Source organism: Phyllobacterium sp. YR531 (genome assembly GCF_000282595.1).
GTDB lineage: Bacteria > Pseudomonadota > Alphaproteobacteria > Rhizobiales > Rhizobiaceae > Phyllobacterium.
This window is the reverse complement of the sequence record NZ_AKIZ01000016.1, coordinates 1-22,586: the sequence shown is the minus strand read 5'-3', so window position 1 is coordinate 22,586 and position 22,586 is coordinate 1. Positions and strand designations below refer to the sequence as shown.

22 protein-coding genes and 1 pseudogene are annotated in these 22,586 nt (G+C 54.2%); 14 read left to right on the top strand and 9 right to left on the bottom strand.

Going from position 1 to position 22,586, the window contains the following annotated elements:
• The first annotated feature begins 38 nt into the window (after window positions 1-38).
• The 4 genes from PMI41_RS07225 to PMI41_RS07210 are packed head-to-tail and all read left to right on the top strand — an operon-like array spanning window position 39 to window position 3,773.
• Window positions 39-1,214, top strand: a complete 1,176-nt coding sequence (locus PMI41_RS07225) for an MlaE family lipid ABC transporter permease subunit (RefSeq protein WP_040854079.1) — start codon at window positions 39-41, stop codon at window positions 1,212-1,214.
• Window positions 1,215-1,233: 19 nt separating this feature from the next.
• Complete coding sequence (locus tag PMI41_RS07220) at window positions 1,234-2,130, top strand: ABC transporter ATP-binding protein (RefSeq protein ID WP_008123291.1); 897 nt, start codon at window positions 1,234-1,236, stop codon at window positions 2,128-2,130.
• A 3-nt stretch (window positions 2,131-2,133) separates the two neighbouring features.
• Entirely contained in the window at window positions 2,134-3,126 is a 993-nt protein-coding gene (locus PMI41_RS07215) for an MlaD family protein (RefSeq protein WP_008123289.1), read from the top strand.
• A 59-nt stretch (window positions 3,127-3,185) separates the two neighbouring features.
• Window positions 3,186-3,773, top strand: coding sequence for an ABC-type transport auxiliary lipoprotein family protein (locus PMI41_RS07210; RefSeq protein WP_008123287.1), 588 nt, complete (start codon window positions 3,186-3,188; stop codon window positions 3,771-3,773).
• A gap of 83 nt (window positions 3,774-3,856) precedes the next feature.
• On the opposite strand, the gene PMI41_RS07205 is transcribed toward PMI41_RS07210, so the two are convergent.
• The gene (locus PMI41_RS07205; protein WP_008123285.1) at window positions 3,857-4,279 is read right to left on the bottom strand and encodes a rhodanese-like domain-containing protein; all 423 of its coding nucleotides are present in this window, start codon (window positions 4,277-4,279) and stop codon (window positions 3,857-3,859) included.
• An 87-nt stretch (window positions 4,280-4,366) separates the two neighbouring features.
• Here PMI41_RS07205 and ftrA point away from each other — a divergent pair, with 87 nt between their 5' ends.
• Complete coding sequence (gene ftrA / locus PMI41_RS07200; protein WP_202949290.1) at window positions 4,367-5,362, top strand: transcriptional regulator FtrA; 996 nt, start codon at window positions 4,367-4,369, stop codon at window positions 5,360-5,362.
• 287 nt (window positions 5,363-5,649) lie between these two features.
• Here the strand turns inward: ftrA and PMI41_RS07195 are convergent, their stop codons facing one another.
• A complete protein-coding gene (locus tag PMI41_RS07195) occupies window positions 5,650-10,734 on the bottom strand; it encodes a hypothetical protein (protein ID WP_008123279.1) in 5,085 nt (1,694 codons plus the stop codon).
• 304 nt (window positions 10,735-11,038) lie between these two features.
• Between PMI41_RS07195 and PMI41_RS07190 the strand changes: the two genes are divergently transcribed.
• The 3 genes from PMI41_RS07190 to PMI41_RS07180 all read left to right on the top strand — a co-directional run bounded on the left by PMI41_RS07190 (window position 11,039) and on the right by PMI41_RS07180 (window position 13,204).
• Window positions 11,039-11,407 carry an HPt domain-containing protein gene (locus PMI41_RS07190; protein ID WP_008123277.1) on the top strand — a complete coding sequence of 123 codons (369 nt, stop codon included), beginning with the start codon at window positions 11,039-11,041 and terminating at the stop codon, window positions 11,405-11,407.
• Between the two features lie 84 nt (window positions 11,408-11,491).
• Window positions 11,492-11,812 carry a 2Fe-2S iron-sulfur cluster-binding protein gene (locus tag PMI41_RS07185; RefSeq protein ID WP_008123275.1) on the top strand — a complete coding sequence of 107 codons (321 nt, stop codon included), beginning with the start codon at window positions 11,492-11,494 and terminating at the stop codon, window positions 11,810-11,812.
• Between the two features lie 366 nt (window positions 11,813-12,178).
• Window positions 12,179-13,204: an NAD(P)/FAD-dependent oxidoreductase gene (locus PMI41_RS07180; protein WP_008123273.1), complete on the top strand. Its 1,026-nt coding sequence runs from the start codon at window positions 12,179-12,181 to the stop codon at window positions 13,202-13,204.
• A 226-nt stretch (window positions 13,205-13,430) separates the two neighbouring features.
• Here the strand turns inward: PMI41_RS07180 and PMI41_RS07175 are convergent, their stop codons facing one another.
• On the bottom strand, window positions 13,431-14,057 hold the full coding sequence (locus tag PMI41_RS07175; RefSeq protein WP_008123272.1) for a DUF922 domain-containing protein: 627 nt from the start codon (window positions 14,055-14,057) through the stop codon (window positions 13,431-13,433).
• Window positions 14,058-14,185: 128 nt separating this feature from the next.
• Between PMI41_RS07175 and folP the strand changes: the two genes are divergently transcribed.
• From folP to PMI41_RS07155, 4 genes are read left to right on the top strand one after another with little or no spacing between them, the layout of a single operon-like run.
• Window positions 14,186-15,025 carry a dihydropteroate synthase gene (folP, locus tag PMI41_RS07170; protein WP_008123270.1) on the top strand — a complete coding sequence of 280 codons (840 nt, stop codon included), beginning with the start codon at window positions 14,186-14,188 and terminating at the stop codon, window positions 15,023-15,025.
• A complete protein-coding gene (gene folK, locus PMI41_RS07165; RefSeq protein WP_008123267.1) occupies window positions 15,022-15,531 on the top strand; it encodes a 2-amino-4-hydroxy-6-hydroxymethyldihydropteridine diphosphokinase in 510 nt (169 codons plus the stop codon). The genes folP and folK overlap by 4 nt, the downstream gene beginning before the upstream one ends.
• A 53-nt stretch (window positions 15,532-15,584) precedes the next feature.
• Entirely contained in the window at window positions 15,585-15,950 is a 366-nt protein-coding gene (locus PMI41_RS07160; protein ID WP_008123265.1) for a type II toxin-antitoxin system RelE/ParE family toxin, read from the top strand.
• Complete coding sequence (locus PMI41_RS07155) at window positions 15,940-16,272, top strand: XRE family transcriptional regulator (protein WP_008123263.1); 333 nt, start codon at window positions 15,940-15,942, stop codon at window positions 16,270-16,272. Before PMI41_RS07160 ends, PMI41_RS07155 begins: the two co-directional genes overlap by 11 nt.
• Before the next feature lie 3 nt (window positions 16,273-16,275).
• Here PMI41_RS07155 and PMI41_RS07150 read toward each other — a convergent pair whose 3' ends face one another.
• The 4 genes from PMI41_RS07150 to PMI41_RS07135 all read right to left on the bottom strand — a co-directional run bounded on the left by PMI41_RS07150 (window position 16,276) and on the right by PMI41_RS07135 (window position 20,230).
• The gene (locus tag PMI41_RS07150) at window positions 16,276-16,812 is read right to left on the bottom strand and encodes a hypothetical protein (protein ID WP_008123261.1); all 537 of its coding nucleotides are present in this window, start codon (window positions 16,810-16,812) and stop codon (window positions 16,276-16,278) included.
• A 122-nt stretch (window positions 16,813-16,934) separates the two neighbouring features.
• Entirely contained in the window at window positions 16,935-18,011 is a 1,077-nt protein-coding gene (locus PMI41_RS07145; RefSeq protein ID WP_008123259.1) for a TIGR01620 family protein, read from the bottom strand.
• Window positions 18,008-19,474 (bottom strand): YcjX family protein, encoded by a 1,467-nt coding sequence (locus PMI41_RS07140; protein ID WP_040854269.1) that lies wholly within the window; start codon window positions 19,472-19,474, stop codon window positions 18,008-18,010. The genes PMI41_RS07145 and PMI41_RS07140 overlap by 4 nt, the downstream gene beginning before the upstream one ends.
• Before the next feature lie 240 nt (window positions 19,475-19,714).
• Window positions 19,715-20,230 (bottom strand): histidine phosphatase family protein, encoded by a 516-nt coding sequence (locus PMI41_RS07135; protein WP_008123253.1) that lies wholly within the window; start codon window positions 20,228-20,230, stop codon window positions 19,715-19,717.
• Window positions 20,231-20,613: 383 nt separating this feature from the next.
• Here PMI41_RS07135 and dksA point away from each other — a divergent pair, with 383 nt between their 5' ends.
• A complete protein-coding gene (dksA, locus tag PMI41_RS07130; protein ID WP_040854267.1) occupies window positions 20,614-21,030 on the top strand; it encodes an RNA polymerase-binding protein DksA in 417 nt (138 codons plus the stop codon).
• A gap of 194 nt (window positions 21,031-21,224) precedes the next feature.
• Here dksA and PMI41_RS24980 read toward each other — a convergent pair whose 3' ends face one another.
• Complete coding sequence (locus tag PMI41_RS24980) at window positions 21,225-21,398, bottom strand: hypothetical protein (protein WP_008123250.1); 174 nt, start codon at window positions 21,396-21,398, stop codon at window positions 21,225-21,227.
• A gap of 34 nt (window positions 21,399-21,432) precedes the next feature.
• Here PMI41_RS24980 and PMI41_RS07125 point away from each other — a divergent pair, with 34 nt between their 5' ends.
• A complete protein-coding gene (locus tag PMI41_RS07125) occupies window positions 21,433-22,077 on the top strand; it encodes a DUF1062 domain-containing protein (protein ID WP_008123247.1) in 645 nt (214 codons plus the stop codon).
• Between the two features lie 46 nt (window positions 22,078-22,123).
• Here the strand turns inward: PMI41_RS07125 and PMI41_RS07120 are convergent.
• Window positions 22,124-22,586 (bottom strand): annotated as a pseudogene (locus PMI41_RS07120) (hypothetical protein); the annotation flags it as partial.

Here is a 22,586-nt window from a genome sequence, read left to right as displayed (position 1 = left end):
AGTGACATCGGCCTGGAGACTCGATATGTGTGGTGGTGATGTTGACCGATAGAGCAAACAATTCAAGTGCTTCTACTGCAGCGCCTCCAGATGTTGAGATCAGCAAAGACGGAGACCGCGCCACAGTTACACTTACCGGCGCCTGGACCACACGCAATGTTCGCCGCGTGGACGAAGCCATGCGCGAGATTGCCGAAGATAATGGCTTTTCGAACGCGGTTATCGACCTTTCGGGCGTGGAATTGCTGGATACAGCTGGCACTTGGCTGGTTGAGCGCCTGCGAACTGCTCTGGAGAAATCTGGCAAGCAGGTCACTATAGAAGGGCAGTCGGAAAGCTGGGGTGCCCTGTTCGAAGCTGTGGGCGAGATTGCTGCAACTCCTCCAGAAGTTGTTCATATTGATCGCGCGCCTTTGATCACTCGATTCTTCGAATCAATTGGCCGTACGGTCTATGCTTTCGGTGATGATTTCATCAAGGCCATGCACATTCTGGGCGCCACAGTGCGCGGCGCACAGATGAAGGGTGGCAGCCGCAGTGGGATTCGCCCGGCAGCAATTGTGCACCAGATCGATAGTATGGGTATTGGCGCTGTGCCGGTGGTTGTACTCATGTCGACAATCATCGGGGCAATTATTGCGCAGCAAGGCGCGTTCCAGCTGCGCTATTTCGGTGCCGAGATTTTCGTGGTTGACCTAGTGGGCATTCTGGTGCTGCGCGAGATCGGCGTGCTTTTGACGGCGATCATGATCGCTGGCCGTTCGGGCAGTGCCATCACCGCCGAAATCGGTTCGATGAAAATGCGCGAGGAAACCGATGCACTGACAGTCATTGGCCTCAATCCTGTTGGTGTTCTGGTATTCCCGCGTCTGGTAGCGCTGGTGATATCCCTGCCATTGTTGACCATTATTGCCGATTTTGCGGCGCTGGCAGGCGCGATGGCGATCACATGGGCTTATTCTGGAATACCGCCGGATGCGTTTATCCAGCGCCTGCGCGATGCAATCGACCTTTCAAGTTATCTTGCCGGTTTGATCAAAGCCCCGTTCATGGCGATGATTATTGGTGTGATGGCGTCCGTAGAGGGTATGAAGGTAGGCGGCAGTGCTGAATCGCTGGGTCAGCGGGTGACAGCATCTGTGGTTAAATCGATTTTCGTTGTCATTGTGGTCGACGGCATTTTTGCCATCTTCTACGCATCAATCAATTTTTAAGACTTCAGAACCGAGGCGCATGAACCCGAAAGATAACAACCAGAGCACCGATGGAAAGGCTGATGACGTCATCCTTTCTGTAAGGGATGTCAGCGTGTCATTTGGCCGCTCGACTGTGCTCGACAATCTCGATCTTGATGTCTATCGCGGCGAAATTCTCGGTTTCGTTGGAGCATCAGGCACGGGTAAATCTGTTCTGATGCGGACAATTCTCGGACTTAATCAAAAACAGAAGGGCAAGATCAGCATCTTCGGCCATGATATTGACGAGGCGACCGATCAGGACAAGCTTGCCGTCGACATGCGCATGGGCGTTCTGTTCCAGCACGGTGCACTGTTTTCATCATTGACAGTGCTTGAAAATATTCAGGTGCCCATGCGCGAATATCTCGATATTCCGCACAAGCTCATGGATGAACTTGCGCGGCTCAAGATTGAACTTGTGGGGCTAAAGCCCGATACGGCAGATAAATTTCCTTCAGAGCTGTCCGGCGGCATGATCAAGCGCGCGGCTTTGGCCCGTGCTTTGTCTCTCGACCCGGAAATTGTCTTCCTTGATGAGCCGACTTCCGGCCTTGATCCCATCGGTGCGGCAGACTTTGATCAGTTGATCGCCGATCTGCGTGATACGATGGGGCTGACCGTCTATATGGTGACACATGATCTCGACAGCCTGTTCGCCGTGTGCGACCGAATCGCTGTATTGGGAAACAAGAAGGTTCTGGTTGAAGGAACCATTGAGGACATGTTGGCGTTTGACGATCCGTGGGTGAAAGAATATTTCCGTGGAAAGCGCGCGCGCCAGATTGTATCCAATGGTGACAACAGGCGGCGTTCGTCGCGCGGGGAAGCCGCGCCAGCGCCTAGTGCACCACCGCAGAACAGGCCAGCGGAACAACAGGGTCGGGCAGAGTAATTCATGGAAACCAAAGCCAATTATGTTCTGGTCGGTATTTTTACGCTTGCTGTGTGCGTGCTCGCCTTCGGATTCGTTTATTGGATTGCGCGCTATGGCGACAAGACCGAAACCGCAACGCTGGAAATTCGTATTCTTGGCTCAGTGACAGGTTTGGCTGAAGGCAGTCAGGTTCTGTTTAACGGTATTAAAGTCGGCACTATTCGCCGCCTTTCCATTGACGATAAGAATCCTGACGCTGTTATTGCGCAGGCAGAAGTCAATGCGACAACGCCGATTACGCGCTCAACACAGGCAACGTTGGGTTTTGCCGGTCTTACCGGACAGGCCTTCATCGAGTTGAAGGGCGGTAAGCTCTACGAGCCGATGTTGCTGGAAGAGGCGGCAAAGGAAGACCAGATTGCCCGTATCGATGCTGATCCGTCTGTGGTGAACAACCTTTTGCAAAAGGCCCAGACCATCCTCGAACGCGTCGATGGCGCAGTGGGATCGATTGAAAGTTTCATCACGGAAGTGAAGGGGCCTTTGGTCGATACTGTCAACAATACCAAGCAGTTCACCGACGCTCTTGCCAAGAATTCAGACGTTATTGAAAAGTTCAGCCGCAGTGCAGAAGACGTTCAGGTTGTTGTTAGCGAAGCCCGTGAGATGATGGCCAAGCTCAATAATGCCTCCACCCGTGTCGATGGTGTTTTGGCCAAGCTTGATAAACAGCTCTCCGATGAGGATGGCAGCGTTGTGCGGGAAGCACGCCAGACATTACAGTCATACAGATCGGTCGCCGACAATCTCAATGCACGTCTCGGACCGATTACCGATAATCTCAATCGCTTTTCGGGGCAGGGATTGCGTGATGTGCAATCGCTGGTCAATGAAAGCCGGCAGTCGGTTCAGCGCATTGAGCGCGCCATTACCGATCTTGAAAAGAACCCGCAGCGTGTGATTTTTGGCGGCAGCGGCAATGTTCCTGAATATGACGGGCGTACGCGCCGTTGACTTTGACGGATTCGCACCGCATGAAAGTTAATGAATAGTTACGCGTCGGGATTGGTTAAGTGGTAAAATCTAAATCAGTAGTTGCTGCGTTGGTTCTCGCATTGTCTTTGTCGGCCTGCGCCAGTTCAAAGAAGCTCGACACGTTCGATCTTTCCAGCCCATCGCCAGAAGTTACTTCGTCACGAAAGCAAGGCCGTCAGATTTTGATCGCTGCTCCGTCGGCATTGAAGGCGTTGGACGGCGAAAATGTTGTCGTGCGCTCCGGCCCTAACTCGATTTCGTTTTTGAAGGGTGCCCAGTGGGCAGACCGCCTGCCGAATATCGTGCAATCGCGTCTGGCGCAGGCATTTGAAAGCACAGGTCGCCTCGGCGGCGTTGGTCGTCCGGGTGATGGCCTTGCCATTGATTATCAGGTGATCAGCAATATTCGTACCTTCAATATCGATGCTTCGGGCAATGAAACCGCTGTTGTCGAGATCGCCGTGAAGATACTCAATGACAAGAACGGTACAGTACGCGCAACGAAGGTCTTCCGCTCTACCACCCCAGTGAGGGGCGCTGGCAATGCATCTTATATTGCCGCACTGGACAGTGCCTTCGACAATGCTACCAGTGATATCGTGAGCTGGACGCTTTCGGTTATTTGATCTGCCCCGTAGAGTAAAACACCCTCTTATCTCTCCCACAAGGGGAGAGATAATCGGCATCAATCTTTAGCGTTAAGCGGCAATCAAGCCGCCAGCTTGAAATCTCCAGCTTCCGGTCCTGTGGCAAATGGCAATTCTTCGTCGGCCCAGCCGGTTATGCCACCGATCATGATCTTGACCGGCCTGCCAAGTAGCGCGAGCTTGAGCGCGGCCTGATCGGCACCATTGCAGTGCGGTCCGGCGCAATAAACAACAAAGATCGTATCCTGCGGCCATTCGGCCATACGCTCGCTGGAAATATCCCGGTGATTGAGGTGTATGGCACCGGGAATGTGACGGCGTTCATAGGCAGCGCTCGTTCCCACAACGTGGAGCAGGACGAAATCCGGACCCTGATTCAACGCGTGTGCAACATCGGCGCAGTCTGTTTCAAGCGATAATAGCCGTGAAAAATGCTCGATGACATGTTCCGCAGGTGCGGGGGCAATCTCGGTTACGTAGCTCATTCCTGTTCTCCTTGAGTTGACAGGCAAGAATTAGAACAAGGGATAAATCGCTGGTAGTTGGCAAGAATGCCATATATGATCAATATCATGTCAAATCTTGCTTCACGCCTGAACAATCCGAACGTTGTTGCTGTTGCCTATGACGGCCTCTGCACCTTTGAATTCGGTGTTGTGGTGGAAATGTTCGGGTTGCCCCGGCCGGAGATGGGGCAGGATTGGTACAAGTTTGCGGTCGCCAGTATTGAAACGGGCGAGCTTCGGGCTACGGGTGGCGTGCGCGTTCTCGCAGATGGTGGGCTTGATCTGTTTGAGCAGGCAGGAACCATCATCATGCCGGGCTGGCGGGGTGTGGAACATTCTGTACCTCAACGGCTCGTGGAAGCACTGCAGAAGGCTCATGCCAATGGTGCCCGCATTCTCTCTATCTGTTCCGGTGTTTTCGTTCTTGCGGCAGCAGGGCTGCTGTCAGGCCGCCGCGCAACCACTCATTGGCGTTATGCTGATCTGCTGACTGAGCGTTATCCGGATATCCGGTTTGAGCCGAATGTACTTTACGTGGACGAGGGCAGCATTCTCACCTCGGCGGGCAGTGCGGCGGGAATAGATCTTTGCCTGCATCTGATCCGCCGTGATTTCGGCACGGAGGCCGCCAACAAGGTGGCACGGCGCATGGTTGTTGCGCCACATCGTGATGGCGGGCAGGCACAATTCGTCGAACAGGCGGTACCCGCCGCTCATGAGGGCGCGCGGCTTTCTCCGTTGCTGGAATTGATGCGCAACAATATCCAGAAAGAGTTTTCCATTGCCAGTCTTGCCAAGGCTGCTGGTATGAGCCCGCGCACGTTCCTGCGCCGCTTCGATGCGGCTACGGGGATGACGCCCGCCAGATGGCTTCTGTCTGAACGGTTGGGAAAGGCGCGGGATCTTCTGGAAAACTCGCCGCTCTCTGTTGAAGTCATTGCTGCAAATACCGGTTTCGGTACTGCTGCCACGCTGCGTCATCACTTCCGCCAGCAACTGGCTACGACGCCAACAGCGTATCGGGATATGTTCGGTAAGATACCGGAGTTGGAAGGGGCTTGATTGTCAATTCATCCAGATAATTGCATTTTGCTCATGTGTGGTTCGACGGGGCTCACCATGAGGAAGGTAGATAATTGCATATTAGTTACCAACCTTGCCGGAAATAACTCCCTGCCAACAACAACCTTCCTCATGGTGAGCCCCGTCGAACCACACATGAGTTGGCTGCAATTGCGTTGAAATAAATGAGCAGTGAATGAACTAAACTATCAACCGATAGGCTATCTTAAACAACATAAAAAACGCGGCTCGAAGGCCGCGTTTTTCAGATCCGTACCTGCTCTAATTTAGCGCAGGCGATTACTTGCGTGAGCAAGCATGGTGTAAACCTTGCCTGTATCAGAAGTCAGGTAGGCCTGTGTCGTTGTGTTGTCGCGGTCGTTGCGTGTCACATCTTCGAGCAAGCGCTCAAAATCGTCCATGTAACGGTCAACAGCACGTTTGAATTCACTGTCCGACGAATATTTGCGCTTGATCTCGTCAAAGGTCTGTTGGCCCTTCAATGTATAGAGACGGCGGGTGAACACGTTACGTTCACCGGCACGGTAACGCTGCCAGAGTTCAACGGAAGCCTCATGATCGATAGCACGGGTGATATCGATCGACAGAGAGTTCAGCGACTCGACCACCTGGCCGGGTGAGCGGCCTGCCGGTGCCTTCGGAGTCGCCTCGGCCTCATCGGTCGAAGCGCGACGAAGAAGATCGGACACCCAGCCATTGCCTGCAGGGCGGGTCTGTTCAGCATTGCCACGTGTGTCGAGTGTCCCACGCATTGCCGGAGCCTGAGGCGCCGGAGCAGCAGGTGCTGCCGGACGTGGTGCCGGAGCGACTGCTTCGGTACGCTGAGGTTGTGCGGCAACTGCTGCGGTTGCGCGGGCTGGTGCAGCGCGCTGCGCCCGTGCTTCACCGACATCGGTAAGGCGGCCGGATTTCTGCACGATTTCCGACAGTTCCTTCAACGCGTTGATCTGTTCGGAAACAGCTTTGCGCATCTGGGCGGTGGACTGCTTGGCTTCTTCCGGCATGTCCATAACACCGCGCTGCAGTTCGGTGCGGGTCTGTTCAAGCTCGGTGCGGATCGCTGCGGAAGAGCGACGGATTTCGTCCGTTGCATTTGCAAACTTCTGCGATGCCTGTTCGACAACTTCGGAAATCGAATTGCGGATTTGCTCGGTTGTCTGGCTTGCCCGGCCTTCAGCCCGGTCGAATGCCGAAGAGACAAGCGATTCGAACGAACGCATGGTCTTTTCGATGGTTTCCGACTTGGCAATGAGACCTGATGCCAATGCCTGTAGCGCTTCCTGGCGCTCGTCAAATGTCGAGGCGAGGTTGGTCTGCGATGCATTGATCAGATCGGAAGCCTTGCTTAGCATGTTGCCATGCTCGTCAAAGCGTTGGGCGATGGAAGCAATATCGGTCAGCGTGCTGTTCGACAGTTGCGAAAGCTTGCCAAGGTTACCGTCGATCAGGCGAGTTGACGTCTCGAACGATTCAGCAGCCTTGGTTGCGTTTTCGGCAAAGGCAGTTGTCGTATCGAGAAGGCGTCCGTCAATGTCACCCAGGTTCTTGGTAGCCATGTCGATCAGTTCGCCAAGCTTCGCGTTGGAAGAGGAGAGGCGGTCGATAAGGTTGCTGACATCGTCGGTCAGACCGGCCTTGGCTGCCTGAACCGCGGTTATTGTTTCCGCTGTACGGCTGGCGATGGCATTGATCAAAGCCGCATTTTCAACACGCAGGCGTTCGGTAGCGGATGTTGTTGCTTCCACCAGCTGCGAGGCAAGCGTACGGCCATTATCGGCAAGGCTTTCAACAAGTGGCTGCGCCGTATTGTCGAGAATGCTGATAATTTCCTGCGAGCGGGCCGAGAGAACCTCGTTCAGTTCGCGGGTGCTTTCTGCAAGCTTGGATGCTGTTGTATCGGTGGCTGCAGAGAAGCGCGCTTCCAACGCTTCAAGGTTGGCGGCGGCTTCCGTCGCACGCTGGCCAAGACGCTTTTCGGTTTCGGCAAGGCTTTCGTTCATGCGCAGGCTGAATGCCTCGCCGTGACCGTCAAGCGCTTCACCGGCTTTCTGGGCCTCACCTGTGAGGGTGGAAGCAGCCTCGGTGATCTTTTCGCGCAATGTGCGGGCAACGACCGAAGCGCTCTGTTCGAGCGACTTGCGCACATTGTCGACGCCGATAGCCAGTGCGTTCTGCATGGTTGATGTACGCTCGTCGATTGTACCACCATGGTTTTCGAAGGCTTTTGCGAGCACATCTGCGCTGTCCTGCAGAACTGCCTGCAAGGCAACGGTGCGGTCGCCGATAGCGCCGGCCTTATCGTCCAGTGTCTGGCCGAGAGCGACATTGCCCTGTTCCATAGCTGCACGAATGGCTGCAATGCGCTGGTCGAGAATGCTGGCGTGGTCGTTGAGTGTTTCACCGACGCGGGTGTCGCTGTCTGCCAGTGCCGCGCGGATAGCGGCTGCGCGGTCATCAAGCGTCCCGATATGCGAGGCCAGCGTATCGCCGATCTGCATATTGCTGCTGTCGAGAACAGAGCGGATACCTGCGGTGCGCTCTTCGATATCGCTTGCATGCTGCGCAAGGGTCTCACCGATGCGGGCATGGGTGTTTTCAAGCGCTGTCTGGATACCTGCCGTACGCTCATCCAGCGAAGAAGCGTGCGAAGCCAAAGTCTGGCCGATACGCTGATCGCTATTGCTCAGCGCCTGCTCAATGCCTGCCGTGCGATCATCAATCGAACTTGCATGCGAGGACAGGATATTGCTGATGCGCGAGTCACTATCGACCAATGCCTGACCGATACCGGCTGTACGCTCTTCGATGGCACTGGCATGCGAAGCCAGAACATCGCTGATGCGTGAATCGCTGCTGGTCAAAGCCTGTTCGATACGGCCTGTACGGTCATCAACACTGTCGATAAAGCCGCTCAACGTACCATCGATGCGTGTGCCGCTGTTGAGCAGGGTAGCCTGAATTTCGGCGTTGCGTGCATCAATGGCCTGCGTATGCGCGGCAAGCGTTTCACCAAGTCTGGCATCGCTGCCTGTAAGGGCCAGCTGGATTTCCTGATTACGCTCGTCCAGACCCTTATTGTGATGATCGAGTGTCTGCGCAATCTTGGCATGTGTTTCAACGAATGCCGCACGCATTCCGATGGTGCGCTCATCAATGATTTTGGCATGGGCATCAAGTGTCTGGCCGATGCGTGTGTCCGTGGCATTGATAGCTGTTTCGATGTTAGCGCTACGCAGATCAATACCGCGTACATGCTCATCCAGCGTCTCACGAATGCGGGAATCGGTTTCTGCAAAGGCGGCATGCATGCCGGCTGTGCGATCTTCAATAGCCTTGGCATGCTGTTCGAGATGAGCGCCGATACGGGCGTCATTATCCTCAAGCAGCGTATGAATACCGGCGGTGCGGCCTTCAATAGCCTTGGCATGCTGGTCCAGCGTTGCGCCAATACGGAAATCATTGTCCTCAAGCGAAGACCGCAAGCTGGCGGCACGCTCTTCGAGGGCGGAACCATGGCCGTCGATGATCTGGCCGATTGCAGAAGTGCTGCTTTCCAGAATTGTCTTGAGGTTCGATGTATGGTCGCCAATCTGGCCGGCCTGATCGCGAATGACGATGGCGGCGCGGTCGGTTTCCTGAACCAGTGTTGCAGCAAGTGCCTCGCGCTCTTCTGCAAGTTTGGCGGCAAGAGCCTCCCGGCTTTCGACAAGGCGGTCGGAGAGGGCAGCTGCATTGGATGAAAGCAGGCTGCCGACCTGATCGGAAAGGCTGGAAAGATCGTTGCCGATCTTCGCCTTGGTCTCGTCGACAATACCGTCAATAGAGGCGCGGCCATCCGTAAAGGTCTTGGCGATATCGCGTGTACGTTCGATCAACTGCTCGTTGATCTGGCGTGCACGCGCTTCCAGAGCAGAATTGAGGCGCTCCGTGCTTGTATCCAGCGACTGTGCGCGGGTTTCAAATTCAGCCAGCAATGAACGGCCGCGTTCATTGATTGTTGTGTCCAGCCCGGCGAGACGCGAGTCAAATTCACCGACCAGCGTCTGCGTGGCATTGCCCAGCAACGACAACATGCTGTTGGTGCGGCCATCCAGCGTATCGGCCAGCTTCATCGTAACGGAATCTGTCTGTTCTGACAGGGCGGCGATACGCATTTCCAGAAGGTTTGCAAAGGCTTCGCCGGAAGTGCTGATCTTGTTTGAGATATCGTCCGAGCGTGAAACGATCTGTTCGGAAATGACCTGTCCGCTCTGCGTGAGGCGCTCGATCAGCGACTCGCCGGACTGGTTGATGGACATGCTCAGATTGGTTGAAGCGCTCGAGATATTCTCGCGCAGCGACTCTCCAGCCAGGGACAACTCATCCTTCAACTGTTCATGCGCGCTGGAAATAGAAGCGCGCACACGTTCCGCGTGGCCAATCACCGATTCACGCTCACCGCCAAGACGGTCAACAAGGGTGCGGATGCGATATTCATTGTCCGTGTAAACGCGTTCAAGCTGGTTTACTTCTGTCTGAACCAGCGTTTCCAGTTCAACCGCGCGGGCCAAAGTACGCTCAACGCCTTCGCTCATAGCGGCGACTTCGCGGCGTACTGCCTGACCAAGCGAGGCCACGCGATCAGAAGAGAGCATTTCCGGCTCGGAAAGGCGCATTGCTGCTTCCGCCATGGAGCGGGCGGCATATTGCATTTCCTGACCGCGGCGGATCATGATCGCAAATGCCCAGAAGAGCATGATCGGCACAATGATTGCGACTGCAAGGCCGATTGCATGGGGTGCTGCGGCGAAATCCGAAAAGGAACGGATCGACCAGATGGATGAACCGTAAAGCGCATTGCCGAGAGCCAGTACGCCACCAGCCCAAAGGACACTGACGATGCCGGTGATCAGGCTATAGGATTTTGGCTGCGTAACAGAACTCGTGGCACGTGTTGCCTTCGACGTTTGCAACAGATCGTCATTGGCCGGCCGGAATGATGGCTGTGCCGGTATCGCAGGAGCCTTCGGAGGGGCGGGCGGCGCGGCAGGAATCGGGTTGGCAGCCTTGATCTGCGGCTTTGGTGCCGGCAACGGAATGGCCGCAACTGGAGGCGCGGTTACCTCCGGTTCGGGCAATTTTACGGGTTCGGCCACAGTGGGCGTCTCAAATTTCTCAGCGGCCAGTTCCTGTGCTGCCTGTGAAATTTGTGCCTCAAGATCGTTCAGAGATAGCAGATCGTCATCTATTGGAGACAGATCCATATCCATCCCGAGCGTCGACTCGTCGAAATCGATTTCTAGAGCCTTTTCAAGCGCTTCACCGAGCTCGTCTTCGGCTTTTAAAGCCTTGCTTTTCGGGGCTGTGGCCATGTTTTCCTCACAATATTGGGCGGCAACCACATGTGGGGCTGACCGCGCCATACTCTTTACGCCGCTACTCTAATGTACTGGCACATGGTTTGGAAAGAAACAATGGATTCGGGAAATGCTTAAAAGTTTAAACACAAGGTTAATTTTTGGGCCTCTCAGGAAATTTCAATTGTAGGCAAAAATTTACCGGGCGTTCACCATAAGGCACCATTTAGGCGCTGTTTCTGCCTCGTTTTAACCTTGAATCAGGTTCATCAGCCTAGCCTTGTTCGTTCAACAGTAAAAGCGTTCAGGAGAATACCCAATGGCCCAACAGGCATCGATGGCATTTGCTTCGCCCGGCGGCGAACGATCGAAGCCAGCACGCAAGCGTCCGATTGATCTTGTTCATCTTACGCGCGAAACATTCGGCAACCGTGCACTCGAAACTGAAATTCTCAATCTGTTTTCTCGTCAGACCTGCGGCATCGTGGACAGACTTATCCACGCAAATCCGGATGATCGTGTCCGTCTTGCGCGTTCGCTTAAGGGATCGGCGAATGCAATCGGTGCATTTCGCGTGGCCGAACTTGCCGAAGCAGTCGAACAGTCGCCAAGCGATTCGAAGAAGGTCAGGGACCTGCGCCCCGCCATCGATGATGCGCGTGATTATATCGCAGCGATCACACGCTGAAGTATAGGCTGCGTCAGGGCGTACAATTGACTTACGCCTTCAAAGCCCTATGTCAGCGGTAAGTTGATCACTGGGGCTTTATTTATGGCAAAAATCACCTTTGTCACACATGGTGGCGAACGCATAGAGGCGGAAGCCGAAAACGGCTCAACCGTTATGGAAAGCGCGATCCGTTTTGCCGTGCCCGGTATTGATGCGGAATGTGGCGGTGCCTGTGCCTGCGCCACTTGTCACGTTTATGTTGATGAAGAATGGACTGCCACAACGGGTGAGCCCGAGGCGATGGAAGAGGACATGCTCGACTTCGCCTATGATGTCCGCCCCAATTCCCGCCTTTCCTGCCAGATCCACGTTTCCGATGAGCTGGATGGCCTTGTGGTTCACGTACCAGAGCGCCAGTCTTAGTCTTGCAGTAGTGTCGTGCGCCCTTCGACAAGCTCAGGATGAGGGAGGGTTTTGATTGCAGGGAGTTTCCTGCTAGCTTGGCGAGTGTCTTTGCAAACAATACACTTTCCTCATGGTGAGCCCCGTCGAACCACGCAATACAGAAAAGCAATCGTTGGAAACTGCACGAGTATCCCTGATATTTTCTCATCCACCTATTAGAATTGAGCCGTAGAACCGCTTTTCGCGGCTTGAAGTGCTGCATTGTCTTGACCTTGCGGAAAGCAATCGTTACGCGCATGGCAGCCCGCGTGTCATGAATACGCCAGCCATTACCCCTTTTTCTATCTGCACGGCATGCAGACCGTCCGGCATGAGGAATTTGCGATGAGCGAGACTATCAAAACCGATGTTGTCATCATTGGCGCAGGCCCCGTTGGCCTGTTTGCAGTGTTTGAACTTGGTCTTTACGACCTGAAATGCCATCTCATCGATATTCTTGACCGCCCGGGCGGCCAGTGCGCCGAACTCTATCCGGAAAAGCCGATCTATGACATTCCGGCATGGCCAATCATCAGCGGTAATGAATTGACTGAAAAGCTGATGGAGCAGATCAAACCCTTCTCGCCGCAGTTCCATTTCAACCGCATGGTGACCAAGCTTGAGCGCCTTGAAGATGGAACATTCCGCGTCGAAACCGATGATGCTGAAGTATTTGAAGCCAAGGTTGTGGTGATTGCTGCTGGTGGTGGATCGTTTCAGCCTAAGCGTCCGCCGGTTCCCGGGATTGAGGCTTTTGAAGGCAAGAGCGTCTTTTATTCCGTGCGCCGCATGGAAGAGTTCCGTGATCAGGACGTGCTGATTGTCGGGGGTGGCGATAGTGCTCTCGATTGGGCGCTCAACCTTCAGCCGATTGCGCGCAGCCTGACAGTTGTGCATCGCCGCGCCGAATTCCGTGCTGCACCGGACAGCGTCAAGAAAATGTTCGAGCTGGTAGAAAGTGGCAGTGTCCGTTTTGAACTCGGACAGGTTTCCGGTCTGAAAGGCGAAGATGGCGAGCTTACCCATGCGGTAATCAAAGCCGCCGAGGGCGAAATCGAAATTCCGGTGACACGCCTCCTGCCATTCTTCGGCCTGACAATGAAGCTTGGTCCGATTGCCGATTGGGGTTTGAACCTCCACGAAAATCTCATTCCGGTGAATGTCGAAACATTCGAGACATCGGAGCCGGGCATTTTCGCTATCGGCGACATCAACTGGTACCCGGGCAAGCTCAAGCTTATCCTTTCCGGCTTCCATGAGGCAGCATTGATGACACAGGCGGCAAAGCGCATCGTCAATCCGGGTGAGCGCGTTGTGTTCCAGTATACAACGTCCTCAACCAGTCTTCAGAAGAAGCTCGGTGTGAACTGAGTTTTGAAGACGTGCGAGACGTTATCTCCCCCCTTGTGGGGGAGAACGGATTTTCTTGGGTTTAGCGTCTTGCTAAATCCTTAGAAAATCCAAGAGAGGGGGTACTATGAGGATTAGAAATCCCCTCTCTGGCGATTTCTAGCACTTAGCCAAGAGGCTAAGACGCTGAAATCGCTTTCTCTCCCACAAGAGGGGAGAGATAATAGGCATCAAATTTAGCGAGACCTCAAGGCTTGGCTAATTCCCGGACCATGCGGTAAGTCAATAATCGCTCGAACCGCGCTTCAAAATTGACTGTCTCCACGCGATCAAAGCGCACCTGATCCGCATCGTGCTTCTTGAGCAGTTTTGCTGTCAGCGCATCAATATCCGCTTTCATTTTCATGCAGTCGCTGCGCCAGGGCAGGGCTTTTACCTGACGCTCCATATCGCCCGCAGCGGTGCGGGCGATGACAATGTGGCTTTCCTCGTGACGCTTGATATCGGCTGACAATGTGTCCCATACGATTGCAAGGTCACGCTTTGCGGTGCGGCGCTGTTTCCAGCGTGGCAAGTATACCGTGGCACGTACCACGATATTCGCATCTACCACCTGACAGGTTTTTCCGTTTGAACCGAACTTCACCTTGCTGTCGAAACGCATCCGGGTCATGCCGGGGTGCCTCGCGCCGGTCTTGGCCAGCATCGGACCTCTGCGGCTCAATTCCTTGTCAAGCTCCGCCGCGCTATGCGCATTCAATGTGAAATATTGATATTTGCGCAACACGGTCGCCGCACTGGCGGGTGCTGTGATCATCATTGAAGCAATGGCGATAGAGATAGAGCTGGCGGCTAATCTGGCCAAAATATGCATTCAGCTTTTCCTTTTCTTCGGCCAGTGTGCATCATCGGAACTCTATCGTCAAAAACGTTGCAGATGAATTGACGTTCCGGACAATCTGTTAAAAAACGAACCAGCGGATAATCAACGGGAGCGCATGCATGCTGCGGGAATGGCAATTGGCACATGGCCGGTCTTTGACGCTGGGCCCGCGGGCGCTGATTATGGGCGTGCTCAATGTAACGCCCGATTCGTTTTCCGATGGCGGCATTCATTATTCGCTTGATCAGGCGCTGAAAGGCGCACGCAAGATGATTGAAGAAGGTGCTGCGATCATTGATGTGGGTGGAGAATCCACGAGGCCAGGTGCCGAGCGGGTGGAGCCCTCTGTTGAGCAATCCCGCGTGCTGCCCGTTATTGAGACCTTAGCGAAACAGGGTGACATCGTAATATCTGTCGATACCTACCGCGAGGAAACGGCCCGCCTTGCTGTTGAGGCCGGCGCGCATATTGTCAATGATGTCTGGGGCGTTCAGCGGGAACCTGCCATCGCGGACCTTGCCGCCCGGACCGGTGCTGGTCTTGTCATCATGCATACCGGTCGTGAACGCGAGCGCGATCCGGATGTTATTGCGGATCAGTTTGCATTTCTGAACCGCTCGCTCGAAATCGCAAGGCTTGCCGGCGTTTCGGACAATCAGATTGTGCTTGATCCCGGCTTTGGCTTTGCCAAGGATACGGAAGAGAATATTGCCTTGATGGACCGTTTTTCTGAATTGTCGGCCTTTGGCTATCCTTTTCTGGCGGGAACGTCGCGCAAGCGCTTCCTCGGTGCTGTTTCGGGCGGCGAGGCGGAGGAGCGCGATATTGTTACGGCTGCAACCTCGGCAATATTGCGGCTTGCGGGCGCTGATATTTTCCGTGTTCACGACGTTTCGATGAGCCGCCGCACACTGGCGCTTGCCGATGCCATGTTGTCTGCACGTGGTAAGCGGCAATGACCAGAAAAGCATGGTTGGGGCTCGGCGGCAATCTTGGCGATCCGGTTGCTGCCATGGGTCGGGCATTGCGTGCACTCGATAGTCGCGATGACACGTCGGTCACGTCCGTTTCGCCGGTCTACTACACGCCGCCTTGGGGCAAGGTCGATCAACCTTCATTCTTTAATGCCTGCGCGAAGGTTGTGACCGAGCTTGGGCCGGAGGCATTGCTTTCCGCATGTCTCGATATCGAACTGGAGATGAAACGCGAGAGGCTGGAACGTTGGGGACCGCGCATCATCGATATTGATGTGCTGGCCTATGAAGGAGTCGAGAGCCTTGAAAGTATCAGCCTGATATTACCGCACCCGAGAATGACAGAGCGCGCCTTTGTGCTTGTCCCGCTAGCTGATATTGCGCCGGAACTCGTCATTGAGGGTAAACAGGTGGCGCAGTGGGCTCAGCTGGCAGACAAGGCCGGAATGACAACAGCCCGGGATGACGCGGGCTGGTGGAGGAAAAACTGAAATAATTTTAGCCATATAGATTTGCATTATTCCCTGGAAGGCATAATATTGCTATGTATTGGATTGTCGAGTTTACAGATGAGTTTGGTGATTGGTGGGGTAGGCTTAGCGAAAGTGATCATGTGAGCATTGTTGCTCATGTGGAAAAGTTGGAGCAGCGTGGTCCAAATTTGCCATTTCCATATTCAAGCGGTGTGATTGGCTCGAAATATGATCACATGCGAGAATTACGAGTACAAAGCGGTGGGAAGCCGATCAGAATATTTTATGCTTTTGATCCGCGTCGTGCGGCCATTCTCCTCATCGGTGGCGACAAGACCGGGGACAAAAGATTCTATGATCGAATGATACCCGTTGCAGATGATCTATACGATGTTCATCTTGAAGAACTGAAAAAGGAAAAAGACGATGGCAGGTAGGCATTCATTTGCGAAACTACGGGCTGAGATGTCTCCGGCACAACTAACGCAGGTTGAAGTGGCTTCCAGCCAATTGGAGACGGAGATGGATCTTGCTGAGGTAAGACGCGCGATGAAATTATCGCAGGACGAACTGGCACAAACGCTTCAGATTGGGCAAGCTTCAGTAGCCAAGATGGAGCGCAGAGCTGACATGTATGTCAGCACTTTACGACGCTTTATCGAAGCAATGGGCGGCGAGCTGGAAATAACTGCCAAATTCAATGATCACATTGTGAAGATCAAAAGCTTTGGCGATCTATCCGAAAAGCGGGGTTTATAGGCTCTAGTTCTTCGCGACGCTGCCTACAGCAGTGGTATCAACGCGCTTCAACGACATGCCAACGACAGGGATCAACTGGTCTTCCAGATGAACGGAGATTGTCACGTTCATGCTGTTGTCATTGTTGAATTTCGCCTGCATGGCCCCGCTCAGCTGCCTGCGGTTGATAGCCAGAACAACCCGGTTGCCTGAAACATTGCCGCCGGTGATATCCAGCCCCTTGCCGGCAGAACCATCAAGGAATTGCCCTTTGTACGTATTGCCGCTGCGGGTGATCGTGGCCTTCATCGGCTGATTGAAGATGCCGACGCGGCAACTTCCATCCAGCGTCATGCCGGTTGCGTTGGCTGGCGTTGACCCATCAAGCGTGCAGGTAAACTTCGTGCCCTTGTATTTCCCCGCGACGATTTCGCCGGGTCCAACCCATTGGCCTTCGACATTCTGGAAGAATTCCGCGTCTTTATCCTTGGCTTGCGCCGGCAACGCGAATAGCGCGCAGGCGAACAGGGACAGGGCGGCGACTGCTGCGCTTGTTTTCATCGACACGGACTCAAACTCTAATTATTGGAATGGCTGCTTCGGGCCAATCATGGGTTGGAATGGTTAACGGATGGTTGCCAATGCCATAAAACTTGGGGACAGGGAAAGCAGTAAATGCCTTCCTATGGCTTTTTCGCACCACCGATACGTGCCAGATCGCCAATGAAATCGCCTATTCCCGGGCGTTTTTCTGCGTTGAACGGGAAGGGGCGCACAAGATCCATCGCTGAAATGCCAATACGGGCGGTCATCAGGCCGTTGATGACACCTTCGCCAAGCCGCGCTGAGAGTCTGGCGGCAAGTCCGTGGCCCACTAACTGCTGAATAATACTGTCACCCATGGCAACAGTGCCCGTCACCGCCAGATGTGCGATGACATTGCGCGTGAGCTTGAGAAAGCCGAGCGTACCCGGCCTGCCACCATAAAGTTCCGACAGGCGGCGGATAAGCCGAGCTGATTCGAACACTACATAGCCGATATCGACGAGGGCGCGGGGGCTTACCGCCGTGACGATTGATACACGCTTGGAGGCGGCGAGAATCATTTCGCGTGCCTGCCGGTCGAGCGGGCGTAAAAGTTCTGTCTCCGAAAGGCGTATCAGATCACGCCCGTCTATAACATCGTCGCGCAGATCGTGCAGCAGTGCACGGCCTTTAGCCGTCGCGGGCAATGTTTCGGCTATGCTTACCAACTTGGCGACTGCAGCTTTGGCTTGAACCGGGTCGTTTTCTGCCGCCGCCTTGGCTGCTTCATCGCGCAGATGCTGCACTGAGGAGAGGCGGCGCAAAGCCAGCGTTTCGCGAATGACAATGGCGATCAGTGCCAGTGCACCGAGGATCGTCACCCCAAGCGCCACCCAGCCAAGCCATGGTGCGCGCTCAAACAGCGTGCGAATGAGGTTATCGGCCCAGAGGCCGAGTGCCAGCGAGACAAGTATTCCGAGAGCACCGGTGAAGACCGAAGCAAAGGAAAAGCGCTTCTTGTTTGCCAATGCAGGCGGCGGCGTCAGTGCATCAAGCTCATTGGCCGCTTCAGGATCAAGGTCAAAAACGTCGACGGCTGCGGGCGTTACGACTGCAATATCCTTGATTGCCGTTGGTCTGCGCTGCGGAGCGGGTGCCGGTTCTGCGATCCTTGCGGGTTCATCCGCTACAGGCTGATCCACGCGAAACGAGGCTGGCTTGCGTTTTTCACTCATGCGAGGCGATCTCCAATGAGGAACTGTATTGCCCGGTCGAGCCTGATATGCGGCAAAGACAGCGTGAAACCTTCCGCTGTCTTCTCCAGTTTGGGCGGGCGAAAGCGGACAAAGCGTATTGCCGGATCTTCAGAAACCGATTCCGGTCCTTCAAATATTGAATCCGGTTTTTCAGGTAAGTCACCGGGAAATATGGCTGTTTCTGTTTTCCCGTCGAATTTCTCGCCGTCGATTGTCTCGCCTTTCAGCGGAGTCCCGACGATAACCGGCAAAATGTCCTTGCCTTGAGTAACCGTTGCTTCGCGTGTGGTGCGCACAGCTGCCATGGCCAGTACCTCGACGCTTGCGCTGGTAAAATCGGCACGGCTGATGGCGCGGTCGACAAGACGGCGCACAATTGCCTGCAGCCGGTCGTGGCTTTCATGGTGCAAGTGGTCTGCCTTGGTTGCTGCAACCAGAATGCGGCTAATGCGCCTTTGCACCAATCCGGTCAGGAAGTTTGTGCTGCCGGGACGGAAGCACGAAAGGATTTCAGTCAAGGCACGTTCAAGATCGGCAACTGCGGAAGGCCCGGCATTCATGGCCTGCATGGCATCGACCAGCACAATCTGCCTGTCCAGCCGCGCGATATGCTCGCGAAAAAATGGTTTCACGACGTGTGTCTTATAGGCCTCATAGCGCCGTTCCATCATGGCACCCAGTGAACCGGGCTTGTGTTTCTCCTGCCCAAGGCCCGGTAGCGGCGCAAATGTCAGCGCTGGAGATCCTTCCAGATCTCCCGGCATGAGAAAGCGGCCAGGCGGCAACGTGGATAGCGCCCGTTCATCGGCCTTCCCAGCCTTCAGGTAGGCGGTAAAGCTCTTCGCCAGTCTTTGCGCAGTCATCTCATCGGCATCCGCTTTGGCATCGGCTATTATGGATGACTTGAGCCAATCCTCTGCCAGATCTTGACGGCTTTCCAGCTGTGCCAACTCGAATGAATCGCGTGAGAACTCATTATAGCTTTTGCCAAGCAAAGGCAGGTCGAGCAGCCATTCGCCCGGATAGTCGACAATATCCACCGAAAGCTTGCCACCGGAAAACATGCGGCCCCATGCAGAGGCTGACTCATATTCGATTGTGAGGCGCAATTCGGAAATCGCTCTGGTTGAGTCCGGCCAGATACGATCTTCGATCAATGCCTTCAAATGATCTTCATACTGAAATCTTGGGACAGCATCATCCGGCTGCTGTTCCAGATAGGCTTTGGCAATACGTCCGGATTTTTGCGCTTCGAAAAGCGGCAGGCGGCCGCCATGGATCAGATTGTGAACCAGCGCTGTGATAAACACAGTCTTGCCCGCGCGCGAAAGTCCGGTCACGCCTATGCGGACAGAAGGAGAGGCCAGCGATACTGTTCGCTCAGTCAGCGTATCGAGGGCAATCCTCGCCTCGTCAGCCCAACTCGTCAGTCCAGTGGTCAATATGGCCAATCGATAATCCTATCGCAGTATTCTTCGTCACCCATTTGGGTGCTGCATGTGTCAAACTCAAGGTGGCGTTATTTGCATGTGCTTTGTGCGTGGTTCGACGGGGCTCACCATGAGGAATGTGGTCTGATCGCAGGGAGCCACCCATTGAAACGGCAGTGCCGATGCAACGCATTCAACTTCCTCATGATGAGCCCCGTCGAACCACGCACAAAGAATTACGCAGCCCAAGCATCACAAATGTTCGGAGGGTGAAAAGAACTCCCGCAGCGTGCCTTTGCCGGGGCGAACTTCGGCCAATGGTCCGTCAAATTCAATCACTGCCAGACCGGCCGTTGGAAATCCTGATACAAATGTCGGATGGGTGGGAGGATCGCCACGCCCGGACAGCGCCATTGCCACTTCCTCCATCATCGGATTGTGCCCAACCAGCATGACCGAATTGCTGCCCTCATGTTCGAGGCCGGCCATGCGAATGGACATGAGGTAAGTGTCGGGGCCACCGGAATAGAGCTTTTCGAGTTCCTGCAGGATAAAAGGCGGCTGCAGGCCCACATATTCCAATGTCTGGCGAGCGCGGATTGCAGTTGAACATAGAACGACGTCAGGTTTCAGTTTCGCGCGCCGCAACTCCAGCCCAAGGATTTTGGCGGCCTCGATGCCGTCTTTTTCCAGTGTGCGGTCAAAATCCTTCTGGCTCGGTGTCGGCCAGACCGCTTTGGCGTGACGGAGAAGATAGACGAGACTCATTTACTTATCTCCGTTCTGGAACAGGTTTTGAAAGTGCCATGCTTCACCTTTCGAAGCAAATTGCCGCTTCAGACCATGCGGCAAATGTGCCATTTCTCAAATAAGTGTGCAAAACCGGCCTGCGAATATTCTGTGCAGGGCGCAATTTTACAAGGCATAGCGCAACCACAAGTAGAGCCAGAATGGCTGAAAATGCCAATTTTTAGCCTCATTTCCGTATGCTTGGAGGCGCAAAATTCGATTTATCCGGCTTAAATGGCGCTATTTTGAGCGATTTCGGCGTTGTTTTTTATTAATTTGCTATGTCTTTTTGTAGTTGTGCGGCCATCTGACACGACCTATATAGGCCTCCTCGCGTCTCAAAGGTGCAGGGTGATTCAATGATGAATAAACTTATCGATCTTGACTATAAGCCCACGGATGACGAGCCTTTCATGAGTGATCGGCAGAAATCCTACTTTCGTGAAAAACTGATTGACTGGAAAAACGACATTTTGCGGGAAGCCCGTGAAACGCTCGAGATCCTGCAGCAGGAAAATGCAAACCTGCCGGACATCGCAGATCGTGCTTCGTCTGAAACAGACCGTTCCATCGAGCTGCGTGCTCGTGATCGTCAGCGCAAGCTGATTTCAAAGATCGATGCCGCTTTGCAGCGCATTGATGATGGAACATATGGTTTCTGCGAAGAAACAGGCGATCCTATCAGCCTGAAGCGGCTTGACGCCCGCCCGATTGCTACATTGTCCATCGAAGCTCAGGAACGTCACGAACGACGCGAGAAAGTTTACCGCGACGATTGAGCTTAAGTTTCAAATAAAGAGCCCGGGAAACCGGGCTTTTTATTTATAAGACAGCATTGCCACCGCCACGGGGTCACCCTCGCGGATGCCTGGCCTTGAAATCGAAAACCCATCTGTTATTGGTGACGCCAATAGCTTGGCCAATTTGAGGTCTCACTTTGCCGTCGTAAACACCGGTCTCATCCAATTTCGCCCTACATAACAGCATGACGAGCAGTTGTGCTGGTGTAACGCATGTTCACGGGGTGGTGGTCAGAGACCGGTATGGCAATGTTGAGATGTGCCACGCGCAATATTTGCGGCCTTCGCTTTTCCACGACCTGAGACATCGCCACACCACGCCCGTAGAGGGTTTCTCCTGCTGCCATCTTGGTGAACTTCCTTTCGGAAGACCAAGACGCCATGTGCAAAACTCTAAAAGTCCATTGGACACTCGTTACCCGAAATGCCCCTCAGCCCTGGATCATATGCAATGGATGCGGCGGGTACAGACGTTTCAAATCCAGCGATAAGCTTCGCCTTAATGCCAATGGCAAAAAGCTTGATGCCTGGCTTATCTATAAATGCCTGAATTGCGATAAAACCTGGAATCGAACGCTCTTCGAACGTCGGAATGTGAAAAACATTGAGCCGGCAACACTGCAGGCACTGCAACTCAATGATCCTCAGTGGATACGGCAACACGCTTTTGATGTCGTGGCGCTGAGGCAAAAAGCTCAGCGTGTCGAAGAGTTCGCCGAGTTGGATATTGAAAAGCAGGTTTTAAGTCACGCGGAAGATTGCAGTGAAGTGGAAATCCACCTTTCGGTTCCTGTCATGACCTCCATGAGGCTCGACAGATTGCTGGCAAATGAACTGGCGATGTCGCGCTCCCGGCTTCAAACACTTTATGAAGCAGAAAGACTGCGGATTGATCCGGTGCGAAAAGGTGCTTTGCGAAGGCCTTGCGGTGAAGGCTTTCGAATAGTGTTTGATCTTTCGTGTGAGGAGGATCGCGCTGCGATCCTCCGATCCGCCTGTTCCACCCACGGTGATCATGGCATCTGAATGACAAAGGCCCGGGAAACCGGGCCTTTCTCAGTTCGAAATATACTTATCGCCTGTCAGGCCGGGAAAGATCGCCGAGCAAACGCTCCATCTCATCTTCAATATCGTCTGACTTGGTTGGCGTTTGATCCTCTTCGGTTTCCTTGCCGGGAGCAATATTCAGTTCGCTCGCCAATTCCGGATCAAAAGCATCGGAGAAATCGGCATCGCTCAATGTGATCTCGGGCTCAGAAGTCTCCTCAGGCTCAATATTGTCCAGTGATGGCTCACGATAGACCGGCTCATTGCGGGCGGCAAACGGGAATGCCGCCGCCGTGCTTTCCCTTTGTTCGCCGGCAAACTGGCGGACAGGTTCCGGAGCTTCGATTTGGGGTTCGGGCGCTTCTATGACTGGCTCGGCACGCGTTTCACTGCCGAAGGAGGGAGAAGCAGTCCGTTCCCAACCATTGCTGGAATCGCGAACTGGCGCCGTAATAGTCGGGGCTTCTTCGACTGCTATGGCGGCTGCC

What these genes read in the sequence shown, in the direction of transcription:
- PMI41_RS07225 (WP_040854079.1), top strand. Translation starts at nt 39, where the DNA reads ATGTTGACCGATAGAGCAAACAATTCAAGTGCTTCTACTGCAGCGCCT.
- PMI41_RS07220 (WP_008123291.1), top strand. Translation starts at nt 1,234, where the DNA reads ATGAACCCGAAAGATAACAACCAGAGCACCGATGGAAAGGCTGATGAC.
- PMI41_RS07215 (WP_008123289.1), top strand. Translation starts at nt 2,134, where the DNA reads ATGGAAACCAAAGCCAATTATGTTCTGGTCGGTATTTTTACGCTTGCT.
- PMI41_RS07205 (WP_008123285.1), bottom strand. Translation starts at nt 4,279, where the DNA reads ATGAGCTACGTAACCGAGATTGCCCCCGCACCTGCGGAACATGTCATC.
- ftrA (WP_202949290.1), top strand. Translation starts at nt 4,367, where the DNA reads ATGTCAAATCTTGCTTCACGCCTGAACAATCCGAACGTTGTTGCTGTT.
- PMI41_RS07195 (WP_008123279.1), bottom strand. Translation starts at nt 10,734, where the DNA reads ATGGCCACAGCCCCGAAAAGCAAGGCTTTAAAAGCCGAAGACGAGCTC.
- PMI41_RS07190 (WP_008123277.1), top strand. Translation starts at nt 11,039, where the DNA reads ATGGCCCAACAGGCATCGATGGCATTTGCTTCGCCCGGCGGCGAACGA.
- PMI41_RS07185 (WP_008123275.1), top strand. Translation starts at nt 11,492, where the DNA reads ATGGCAAAAATCACCTTTGTCACACATGGTGGCGAACGCATAGAGGCG.
- PMI41_RS07180 (WP_008123273.1), top strand. Translation starts at nt 12,179, where the DNA reads ATGAGCGAGACTATCAAAACCGATGTTGTCATCATTGGCGCAGGCCCC.
- PMI41_RS07175 (WP_008123272.1), bottom strand. Translation starts at nt 14,057, where the DNA reads ATGCATATTTTGGCCAGATTAGCCGCCAGCTCTATCTCTATCGCCATT.
- folP (WP_008123270.1), top strand. Translation starts at nt 14,186, where the DNA reads ATGCTGCGGGAATGGCAATTGGCACATGGCCGGTCTTTGACGCTGGGC.
- folK (WP_008123267.1), top strand. Translation starts at nt 15,022, where the DNA reads ATGACCAGAAAAGCATGGTTGGGGCTCGGCGGCAATCTTGGCGATCCG.
- PMI41_RS07160 (WP_008123265.1), top strand. Translation starts at nt 15,585, where the DNA reads ATGTATTGGATTGTCGAGTTTACAGATGAGTTTGGTGATTGGTGGGGT.
- PMI41_RS07155 (WP_008123263.1), top strand. Translation starts at nt 15,940, where the DNA reads ATGGCAGGTAGGCATTCATTTGCGAAACTACGGGCTGAGATGTCTCCG.
- PMI41_RS07150 (WP_008123261.1), bottom strand. Translation starts at nt 16,812, where the DNA reads ATGAAAACAAGCGCAGCAGTCGCCGCCCTGTCCCTGTTCGCCTGCGCG.
- PMI41_RS07145 (WP_008123259.1), bottom strand. Translation starts at nt 18,011, where the DNA reads ATGAGTGAAAAACGCAAGCCAGCCTCGTTTCGCGTGGATCAGCCTGTA.
- PMI41_RS07135 (WP_008123253.1), bottom strand. Translation starts at nt 20,230, where the DNA reads ATGAGTCTCGTCTATCTTCTCCGTCACGCCAAAGCGGTCTGGCCGACA.
- dksA (WP_040854267.1), top strand. Translation starts at nt 20,614, where the DNA reads ATGAATAAACTTATCGATCTTGACTATAAGCCCACGGATGACGAGCCT.
- PMI41_RS24980 (WP_008123250.1), bottom strand. Translation starts at nt 21,398, where the DNA reads ATGGCAGCAGGAGAAACCCTCTACGGGCGTGGTGTGGCGATGTCTCAG.
- PMI41_RS07125 (WP_008123247.1), top strand. Translation starts at nt 21,433, where the DNA reads ATGTGCAAAACTCTAAAAGTCCATTGGACACTCGTTACCCGAAATGCC.